Origin of the sequence: Reyranella sp., assembly GCF_004296935.1 — a bacterium.
GTDB lineage: Bacteria > Pseudomonadota > Alphaproteobacteria > Reyranellales > Reyranellaceae > Reyranella.
Genome location: NZ_SCVH01000037.1, coordinates 1 through 9,218, shown reverse-complemented (window position 1 = coordinate 9,218; position 9,218 = coordinate 1). Strand labels below are relative to the sequence as shown.

The following is a 9,218-nucleotide window of genomic DNA, read 5'->3' as shown; positions in this document are numbered from 1 at the left end:
GCGATCGTCCCCACCTGCCTCTACTACTTCGGCTTGCTGGTGATGACCGAGATCGACTCGCGCAAGTATGGTCTGCGCTCCGTCGACCCGGCGATCGACATGACGCTGGGCCAGCTCGTGCGGCGCTACGGCTTCCATTTCACGTCGCTGGTCTCGGTCGTCGTGCTGATGGTCTGGGGCTATTCGGCGACCTACGCCGTGTTCTGGTCGATCCTGCTCGCCATCCTGGTGAGCTTCCTGCGCGCCGACACCGCGCTGTGGCCGCGCAAGCTCTTCCCGGCCCTGGCCAACGGCGCGATCCAGGCATTGGGCGTCGCCGCCACCTGCGCCTGTGCCGGCATCATCGTCGGCGTCACCACCAAGACCGGTCTGGCTCTCAAATTTTCGTCCATCGTCATCGATCTCGCCGGCGGCTCGCTCTTCTGGACGGCGCTCTACACCTCGCTGATCGTCTGGGTGGTAGGGCTCGCCGTACCGGTGACGGCCTCCTACATCATGTGCGCGGTGATCGCCGCGCCGGCGCTGATCAAGCTCGGCGTCCCCGACTATGCCGCGCACATGTTCATCTTCTACTACGCCGTGCTCTCGGAAGTGTCGCCGCCCACGGCGCTCTCGCCGTTTGCCGCCGCCACGATCACGCGCGCCGATCCCTACATCACCACGCTCCAGAGCTGGAAGTATGCGCTGCCGGCCTTCCTGGTACCGTTCATCTTCGTGCTCGACCCGATCGGCTCCGGCCTGCTGCTCGAATTCCCCCAGGGCATGACCTGGGGTTGGGCCGTCTGGGTGACCATCGGCGCGGCGGCTGGCGTGGTGGCGCTGGCCTTTGCGGCACAGGGCCACATCACGCGCCCGCTTGGCCTGATCGCGCGCATTGCCTGCCTTGCCGCCGGCGTGTCGCTGATGTTCCCCGACCTGATCGATGACTGGGTTGGCGGCATGGTGGCGGCTCGCCTGATCGGAATCGCGATTCTTGCCCTCGTGATTGCCTGGGAGGTCATGCACGTGCGGAAGAATGGTGCTGCCGCACAGGATTGAACTGTGGACCTCCCCCTTACCAAGGGGGTGCTCTACCACTGAGCTACGGCAGCGTGCGGGACCGGCCAAAACCGGGCGCGGGCGGGGTATGCCATAGGGCCTGCCGCGGTTCAACCGCTGCCGCCCGCCGAAACGGGTGTTCCGCGGTGGCTTGCCGCGGCACTTCGGCCCGGCCTAGGCTTTGTCCATAAGAGCAAAGGGGAAACGCATGGACTGGCGCCCGATCTCGGCCGATTCGCACATCACCGAACCGCCCAATTGCTATATCGACCATATCGATCCCGCCTTCCGCGAGCGCGCCCCGCGCATCGTCAACAAGGAGGGCATGGGCGACATCTACCTCGTCGACGGCATGAAGACGCCGGTGCCGATGGGGTTGGTGGCGGCCGCCGGTGTCGCTCCCAAGGATATCCGGATCGGCGGCGCGAAATTCGAGGACCTGCACAGGAGCGGCTGGGATCCCACGGCCCGTCTCGCCGACCAGGACAAGGATGGCGTCGGCGCCGAGATCATCTATCCCACCGTCGGCATGCTGATCTGCAACCATCCCGACTTCGACTACAAGAAGGCCTGCTTCGACGCCTACAACCGCTGGCTCCAGACCTACTGCAGCCATGCACCGGACCGCATCGTCGGGTTGGGCCAGACAGCGATGCGGACTGTCAAGGAAGGCATCGCCGACTTGGAACGCATCAAGGCGATGGGCTTCAAGGGTGTGATGATGCCGGGCAACCCCGGTGAGTTCGACTACGACCACGAGGCCTACGACCCGTTTTGGGCGGCCGCTGTCGCGCTCGAATTGCCGCTGTCATGGCACATCCTGACCTCAAGCGGCGATAATAGCCTGGCCAAGCCGCGTGGCCCCAAGATGAACGGCTTCCTCGCCATCATCCGCGGCTGCCAGGACATCATGGGCATGCTGGTCTTCTCCGGCGTGTTCGAGCGTCACCCCGGGCTGCGCGTGGTCTGCGTCGAAGCCGACGCCGGCTGGGCGCCGCATTTCATGTACCGCATGGACCACACCTATAAGCGGCACCGCTACTGGATGAAGGGCAAGGAACTGAAGCGCCTGCCGTCGGAATATTTCCGCGAGCACATCGCGCTCACCTTCCAGGACGACTGGACGGCGTTTCAGTTCGCCGATCACATGGCACCCCAACAGCTCATGTGGGCCAACGATTTTCCGCACAGCGACTCGACCTGGCCATGGAGCCAGGACGTGCTCAAGGAGCAAACCGGCCACCTCACGCCCGAACTGCGCAAACGTATCCTGCACGACAATGTGGCGGAGCTTTACAAGCTGGCGGCGTAGCCTTCCCTCGCCAAGGGCGGCTTGAGGGCAAGGCCGGAATTCACGATCCGCCGTGTGCGATCCAGCCGCCGCACGGCGCAGAGATCGCGGTCGCGGCCGAAGCCGACTCACTCACCGGCTGGCATCAGATGAATTCGCCCTCGCCGGGTTTGGGTGGCAGGCGCGCCCATTGTCTCGGATGAAGTTCGGGATACTCGATCCAGGGGCCGGTCTCGACGAAACCGAGGTCGAGCTTGCCAACGTCGCTGGTCCAGTAGCCGAAGGTCCGGCGGTTCTCGTCGAACAGCCAGGCGCCGATCACGATCTCGTTGGCGACGTGGCCGGTGAGTCCGGGGCAATAAAGCAGCAGCGGCCCTTCGTCCTTGGGCGCCGTCTGTATTGGCTGCCAGGCGATGTTGGCGGCCCGGCGCAGCTTCTCGATTTCGGCAGCGGCTCGCGCGAGAAGTTCGCTCTCATGCGCCTTGCCACGCAATTCCTCGACGATGTCCGTCATCTCCGCTCCAGCCCCTCGTTGACGCCAGACGGAGACTACACGGAATTCTGGACGAAGCCTGTGGGTTCAGCGCGGCGGGCGGGCCCGCTGCGCCGCCACCAGCTCGGCGCGGGCCTGGCGGACAGCGGAATCGCGCGGGTCGATGCGTTCGGCCTGGTCGAGGGCACGGTCGGCAGAGCCATAGTCGCCGAGCGCCATCGCGGCGCGTGCGGCGGTGAGCAGTACGGTCACCCGCATGTCCTGGGTGCCGGGCTGGGCACCTTGGCGCTGGGCTGCGCGCAGGTCGCGCCGGGCATCGATTATCTCTGGGGCGTTGGGATAGAGCCGTTCGGCCTCGTCGAGCGTCCGGTCGGCGGTGACGAAATCGCCGCGCTCCATGGCGCGACGCGCCTGGTTGATCAGGGGCGTCAGCTGGCCGCGGGCGGTGCGCATCTCGGCGATCTCGCGGCGCGCGGCGGCAGTCTCGGCGAAGCCGGGGATCGTCGTGTCGGCGCTCTGCAGTGCGATCTCGGCGTTGGCGAAGTCGCCGGCTGCGGCGAAGCGCCGGGCATCGGCGATGTAGCTGCGGGCCTGGCTGAGCTGAGCCGCGGAAGGCCCGGCTGGGGCAGCCGGCGGCGGCGTGGGCCGCGGCGTGGCAACTGGTGGCGCGGGAATGGGGGCGGCGGGCTTCGCAACCTCGACGGGAACGGGCGGCAAGGGCTCTATCTTGTCCATCTTGTAGAGATAGAAGCCGCCGCCTGCGACCACGACCGCAAGGCCGCCGATGATGGCGTAGAGCAGGCCGTTATTGTTCGGAGTCATGCTGGTGTCGGCCACGGTTTCTCCCTCTGGGGTTGGCAGGGAGGTAACGTGACGGAGGAATCGTGGTTCCATCTCGCGCCACCTGAGGCGTGACCTGCTTGATCTACGTCATGGAGCAGAGGAGGAGCCGGCCTATCGTGGCCCAATGAAAGCCTTATCGCTCAACTTCGATCGATAAGAGGGTCCGATGAAACTGCCAAAGTTGACTCTCGGCGCGCTTCTGTTGCTGGGGCTGTTGGCCTCAGGATTTGCGCGTGCGGCTGACAAGCTTGAAATCATCGCGCTTCCGGGCAAGACCGATGTCGCCGCCCAGGACGTCGCGGCCGATGTCATGATCGCCATCCTGGCGGTCAGCCAGACACTGCGTGGCGACAGCGACCTGTCCAGGGGTTTGGGCAAGGCGCAACTGGCACCGGACGCCAAGGTCGTGTCCTATGATGCCGGACCGAAGGGTGGCGGGTTCCGCTACGAGGGTTACCGGTCGGGCGGCGTGACGTTGAACGTCGTCGAGCCGTCCCGGCACGGCGATCCCGGCCGCCGTCTGACAGGTTTCCTGCAGTTCGTGAACATCGACGGCTTGCGGGCGCAGACGGCCTTCATGATCGACTACGGCTATTCGACCAAGGGCATCGTGATCCACGACCTCCAGGCGATGCCGATGACGCCGGTCGACGCGCGCGTCGTGCTGCGCGCGCTGCCTCTCAAGGCCGGTCAGGCACTGCTCGAGCAACGCCCCAAGACGATCGATGCGCTGCTCGAACGCACGGCGAGCCAGGCGCAGGCGATGCCCTTGCCGGCCGGCGACTGGATGCTGATTGCCATCTCGCCGGACCGCATGCTTCCCGGCGATCGGCTGGAAATCCATGTCGGGGCGGAGGCCGGCAAGATCGACCCGAAGGCGCCCGCGGCTGCGACATTCGACGATACAAACTTCCCTGTTGCAGCGATGCCCTGGAAAGCCAGTGGCAAACCCGCCATCGCCAGCGTGTTTCTGCACACCGACATGCATCCAAAAAGGAGTGATGGCCGACGGCTGCTGGGCACCATGCCGCTTACGGAAGGAAAGAAGTAGTGGTCCGCCCTGTTCACTTTCGGGCGATTCTTCCGGCGCTGCTACGGGTGCTCGGGCTTTCGTTGACACTTCCGGCATGCATTGGACTTGCCAGCGCCCAACTGGCAGTCACGATGCCCCCGACGATTGGCGACGGGACATTTGAACTGATCAATTGGCCGCCAAGTTATCCAGACCACAAGCACAGACAAACTTGTACCGTTGCCGGGAGTTCGGTGACCTGTGTGGGGCACTATCAGATAGGTACGCTTTCCGTGAGCAGCGAGTTTGTCGGGACGGTTCGTGGATCGACGTTCGTTGGGACCGGGCTTACGAGAGGGAGCGACAGGCAGCCGGCATGTAGCTATCTGTTCGAGGCCAGAGACAATGCGACGTTCGTCCTGGAGACCAATGGAACCCTGACCCTGCACTCCTCGAGTGGGGTGGCGAACTACACAGCTGTCTCTGGTGCCTGTGCGCCCAACTTGCCTCGGACGGTGACGCTTCCTGCTGCAACGGCGACTGGCACCTGGAGACTGACGACGGGCGCTGGACCGGCGGTCACCGTGCCGCCCGGGACATCCGTTGCCGGGGGCGGCAAGGTTTCAGTGCGAGCAGTCGGCGATACCATCTACGTTACGGATGAATCGGGACAGGAGCGCGTGGTGACGGTGGTGCTGGCCGCGAAGGTTGCCGCGCCGGTCTTTCAGGCGCCGACGGTGGGCGGCGAGGCCAAGGCGCTCGAGCGCTTCGTGATGACGCACGTATTCGAGGCGAGCTATGGGCACCTGCCGCCTGACCAGCGATTGAACTTTGTGAGCGGCATGCCAATGCCGAGCGATGTGGCGGGCCAGGCCGCGCTGGCCACGTTGGAGGCGGGCGAGAGTGCGGCGAACTGGGTCATGAACAACCCGGCCGATGCCAGCCTGCTTGCTCTGAGTACGGCGGTCAGCCTGGCGTTTCCGGTGTCGGCCTTTGCCAACCCCGCGGTGGCGGTGGGCGGCGCGGCCGTCCTGCGTGGCGTGGTGGGGACCGCCATGGTCGCGGGGACGACCGGCTTCGTGCAGAAGCTCTTGGGCAACGTCTTTACCGACCAGACTGCCATCCAGCGGTTCAAGGAGGCTGCAGCCAAGGGCGCGGGCGATGCCGCAGCGTCGGTGCCCGGCAGCCTGACCGGCGCGGCTTTCGAGAAGGTGGCGGGGCAGATCGTTGCCAAAGTGGCGGTCACGGCCGGGTCGGTGGGTGTCGGCATCGCCACCGACAAGGCGATGGAGAAACTCCAGGTGTCGGAGAAGACGGCGGCGCTCGTGCTGAAGGCGCCGTCGTATGCGTCCAGCCTTCTGACGCCGCCGAGCCCGTCCTACGAGCCCGGCGGCATCTCGCTCAACTTCGACCGGTAGCCGCCAGCGGCCGCCGGCCGATCAGGACCTTGGCGGGTGAAGCTTTTCCAACAGGTCGCCCAGCGTCCGAGCTTCCGCGGGTGAGAGGTGTGCGCCCACCGCGGCCTCGATGGCGGCGCCATAGACCGGCCAGATCCGGCGCCTGAGCGCGCGGCCCGCCCGGGTGATCGTGAGCAACTGGCCGCGGCCGTCCTCCGCGCTGGCGGTGCGGGCGACATAGCCTTTGGCCGACATGCGGTCGATCAGGCGGGAGAGATTGTATTGGGCGAACAGCATCGCCTTCTGCAATTCGAAAGGCCTCAGTCCCTGTTCGCCAGCGCGCTCGAGTTCGAGCAGCACGTCGTACCAGGCGAGCGGCGGCAGGCCGGCGGCCTTGAGGCGGTCCTCGACGGCGGCAAGGGCGGCGCGGTGGGCGCGTTCCAGTCGGGTCCAGGCGTGGACAACAGCTTCGGGAGGGGCGGCCATAGCCGCAGTCTATAGATAAATGCACTTGCATCAAGATGGTCGATGAATTAGATGTAATTGCATAGAAATGGAGCTTGCCATGCTGACCCTGGTTTCCTTCGATCTCTGCCCCTATGTGCAGCGCGCGGCCATTGCGCTTTCGGAAAAGGGCGTGCCGTTCGAGCGGCGCGACGTCGACCTCGCCAGCAAGCCCGGCTGGTTCACGGCGATCTCGCCGCTCGGCAAGGTGCCGCTACTGCAGGTCGGAGACGAGGTGCTGTTCGAGAGCACGGTCATCGTGGAATACCTTGAGGACACCCGGGCGCCGGCGCTGCATCCGGCGGATCCGCTGGTCCGCGCGCGCCATCGTGCCTGGATGGAATTCGGCTCCTCCATCCTCGCCGATATCTGGACGATCGAGACCACGCCCGATCGCACCGCGTTCGAGGCCAAGGCGGTGCTGCTGCGCGAAAAGTTTGGACGGCTCGAGGCCGAACTCGGGGACGGGCCGAACTTTGCCGGGCAACGTTTCACCCTGGTCGACGCGGTGTTCGCGCCGGCCTTCCGCTATTTCGACGTTTTCGACCGCTTCGTCGATCTGGGCGTCTTCGCGGGTCTGCCCAGGGTCCAGGCATGGCGGCAGGCACTGGCAGCGCGGCCTTCGGTGCGGGGCGCCGTCGCGGCCGACTACGAGGCCCGGCTGGAGGCCTTCCTGCGCCGTCGCGACTCCAGACTGGCGCAATTCATGGACACCGGATTTATGGACAAAATTCCTCGTTCAGGTGTCCACGATTAGCCCGAGAACGGCGGCGTACTGCACGCTCGCCGCCACCAGCACGAAGCCGTGCCAGATGGCGTTCTGATAGGGCAGGCGGTGCCAGAGATGGAAGATGACGCCCGCCGTATAGATGATCCCGCCCAGCGCCAGCAGGGCAAGCGTCGAGGGATCGAGCGCCGCCAGGAATGGCCCCACGGCGACAAGCCCGATCCAGCCCAGGGCCAGGTAAAGGACGATCGAGATCGTCTCGATCCGGCGCGGCTGCCATAGCTTGAGCACGATGCCGAGGGCCGCCACCGCCCAGATGACGGCGGTCAGGCCGGACGCCCAGCCATTGCCGAGGCGCGTCGTGAAGGGTGTGTAGGAGCCGGCGATCATGGCGAAGATCGCGGCATGGTCGAAGCGCCGGAGCCATTCACGTCGGCCGCTCGCATGGAATACATTGTAGGCTGCCGAGCAGCCCAGCATGGCGAGCATGCCGACCACATAGATTATGATCGGCACCAGGTCGCGCGTACCGTTTTCGATTGCGGCCACCAGAACGAGGGCGGTAGTACCTGCTACGCCAAGGCCGATGCCGACCATGTGGACGACACGATCGGCGACAAGCTCGCGGGCGGCAGGTGCGCGCGTCACTCGCGCCTCGTCAGCCCTGGTCGAGGAAGCTCCGCAGCATGCGCGACCGGCTGGGATGCTTCAGCTTGCGCAGCGCCTTGGCCTCGATCTGGCGGATGCGCTCGCGAGTGACCGAGAACTGCTGGCCGACTTCTTCCAGCGTGTGGTCGGTGTTCATGCCGATGCCGAAGCGCATGCGCAGAACGCGCTCCTCGCGCGGCGTCAGCGTCGCCAGCACCCTGGTCGTGCTCTCTCGCAGGTTGCCCTGGATGGCGGCCTCGAGCGGGATCACGGCGTTCTTGTCCTCGATGAAGTCGCCCAGATGCGAATCCTCCTCGTCGCCGATCGGCGTCTCGAGGCTGATCGGCTCCTTGGCGATCTTCAGCACCTTGCGCACCTTCTCGAGCGGCATCACCAGCTTCTCGGCGAGCTCCTCGGGCGTCGGCTCGCGGCCGATCTCGTGCAGCATCTGGCGCGAGGTGCGCACCAGCTTGTTGATCGTCTCGATCATGTGCACGGGGATGCGGATGGTGCGCGCCTGGTCGGCGATCGAGCGGGTGATCGCCTGGCGGATCCACCACGTGGCGTAGGTCGAGAACTTGTAGCCGCGGCGGTACTCGAACTTGTCGACCGCCTTCATCAGGCCGATATTGCCTTCCTGGATCAGGTCGAGGAATTGCAGGCCGCGGTTGGTGTACTTCTTGGCGATCGAGATCACCAGCCTGAGGTTCGCCTCGACCATCTCCTTCTTGGCGCGGCTGGCCTCGCGCTCGCCGCGCTGCACGGTCTGCACGATGCGGCGGTATTCCGACAGCGGCAGGCCGCATTCGCCGGCGATGTTGGCGATCTCGGCGCGGATCTGCGCCACCTCGTCGGCGGCGCGGGCGGCGAAGGTCTTCCAGCCGCGTCCCGGCAGCTTGCCGACGCGCTCGATCCAGCCGGCGTCGAGCTCCTGGCCGTGATACTGGCCCAGGAACTCCTCGCGCTTCACCCCCCGGCTTTCGGCCAGGCGCAAGAGGCGGCCCTCGAGCTGCACCAGGCGGCGGTTCAGGCCGTAGAGCTGGTCGACCAGCTGCTCGATGCGCCCGTTGTTCAGCCGCACGGTCTGCATCAGGGTGATCAGCTCGGTCTTCAGCTTCTCGTAGCGCCGCTCGGTGGTCTTGGCCACCGACTCGCCCTTTTGCAGCGTGTTGAGGCGCGTGTTCTGCGTGCGGTGGATCTTGGAATACGCCGCCGCGACCTTGCCGAAGGTCTCGAGCACCTGGCGCTCAAGCCCCAGGTGCTCG

10 protein-coding genes and 1 tRNA gene are annotated in these 9,218 nt (G+C 65.8%); 5 read left to right on the top strand and 6 right to left on the bottom strand.

The features are described from left to right. Positions 1-1,038: TRAP transporter large permease subunit (locus EPO55_RS04860; protein ID WP_296335335.1), on the top strand; the 1,038-nt coding region annotated here is incomplete at its 5' end. Here EPO55_RS04860 and EPO55_RS04855 read toward each other — a convergent pair. After that, positions 1,017-1,091 (bottom strand) — tRNA-Thr (locus EPO55_RS04855). The genes EPO55_RS04860 and EPO55_RS04855 overlap by 22 nt on opposite strands. Before the next feature lie 155 nt (positions 1,092-1,246). On the opposite strand from EPO55_RS04855, the gene EPO55_RS04850 reads away from it, so the two are divergent. After that, positions 1,247-2,350: an amidohydrolase family protein gene (locus tag EPO55_RS04850; RefSeq protein ID WP_296335334.1), complete on the top strand. Its 1,104-nt coding sequence runs from the start codon at positions 1,247-1,249 to the stop codon at positions 2,348-2,350. Positions 2,351-2,474: 124 nt separating this feature from the next. On the opposite strand, the gene EPO55_RS04845 is transcribed toward EPO55_RS04850, so the two are convergent. Both EPO55_RS04845 and EPO55_RS04840 read right to left on the bottom strand, forming a co-directional pair. Further along, positions 2,475-2,843 carry a hypothetical protein gene (locus EPO55_RS04845; protein ID WP_296335333.1) on the bottom strand — a complete coding sequence of 123 codons (369 nt, stop codon included), beginning with the start codon at positions 2,841-2,843 and terminating at the stop codon, positions 2,475-2,477. A gap of 66 nt (positions 2,844-2,909) precedes the next feature. Beyond that, complete coding sequence (locus EPO55_RS04840) at positions 2,910-3,659, bottom strand: hypothetical protein (RefSeq protein ID WP_296335332.1); 750 nt, start codon at positions 3,657-3,659, stop codon at positions 2,910-2,912. 172 nt (positions 3,660-3,831) lie between these two features. On the opposite strand from EPO55_RS04840, the gene EPO55_RS04835 reads away from it, so the two are divergent. Further along, entirely contained in the window at positions 3,832-4,716 is an 885-nt protein-coding gene (locus EPO55_RS04835) for a hypothetical protein (protein WP_296335331.1), read from the top strand. Between the two features lie 644 nt (positions 4,717-5,360). Continuing rightward, positions 5,361-6,095, top strand: a complete 735-nt coding sequence (locus EPO55_RS04830) for a hypothetical protein (RefSeq protein ID WP_296335330.1) — start codon at positions 5,361-5,363, stop codon at positions 6,093-6,095. Between the two features lie 21 nt (positions 6,096-6,116). On the opposite strand, the gene EPO55_RS04825 is transcribed toward EPO55_RS04830, so the two are convergent. Beyond that, on the bottom strand, positions 6,117-6,560 hold the full coding sequence (locus EPO55_RS04825) for a MarR family winged helix-turn-helix transcriptional regulator (RefSeq protein ID WP_296335329.1): 444 nt from the start codon (positions 6,558-6,560) through the stop codon (positions 6,117-6,119). 67 nt (positions 6,561-6,627) lie between these two features. Here EPO55_RS04825 and EPO55_RS04820 point away from each other — a divergent pair, with 67 nt between their 5' ends. Beyond that, positions 6,628-7,335: a glutathione S-transferase family protein gene (locus EPO55_RS04820; RefSeq protein ID WP_296335328.1), complete on the top strand. Its 708-nt coding sequence runs from the start codon at positions 6,628-6,630 to the stop codon at positions 7,333-7,335. Here EPO55_RS04820 and EPO55_RS04815 read toward each other — a convergent pair. After that, positions 7,318-7,953, bottom strand: coding sequence for a hemolysin III family protein (locus EPO55_RS04815; protein ID WP_296335327.1), 636 nt, complete (start codon positions 7,951-7,953; stop codon positions 7,318-7,320). The genes EPO55_RS04820 and EPO55_RS04815 overlap by 18 nt on opposite strands. Positions 7,954-7,963: 10 nt before the next feature. Beyond that, a partial coding sequence (gene rpoD, locus EPO55_RS04810; RefSeq protein ID WP_296335326.1) for an RNA polymerase sigma factor RpoD occupies positions 7,964-9,218 on the bottom strand: 1,255 nt, incomplete at its 5' end.

What these genes read in the sequence shown, in the direction of transcription:
- EPO55_RS04850 (WP_296335334.1), top strand. Translation starts at nt 1,247, where the DNA reads ATGGACTGGCGCCCGATCTCGGCCGATTCGCACATCACCGAACCGCCC.
- EPO55_RS04845 (WP_296335333.1), bottom strand. Translation starts at nt 2,843, where the DNA reads ATGACGGACATCGTCGAGGAATTGCGTGGCAAGGCGCATGAGAGCGAA.
- EPO55_RS04835 (WP_296335331.1), top strand. Translation starts at nt 3,832, where the DNA reads ATGAAACTGCCAAAGTTGACTCTCGGCGCGCTTCTGTTGCTGGGGCTG.
- EPO55_RS04825 (WP_296335329.1), bottom strand. Translation starts at nt 6,560, where the DNA reads ATGGCCGCCCCTCCCGAAGCTGTTGTCCACGCCTGGACCCGACTGGAA.
- EPO55_RS04820 (WP_296335328.1), top strand. Translation starts at nt 6,628, where the DNA reads ATGGAGCTTGCCATGCTGACCCTGGTTTCCTTCGATCTCTGCCCCTAT.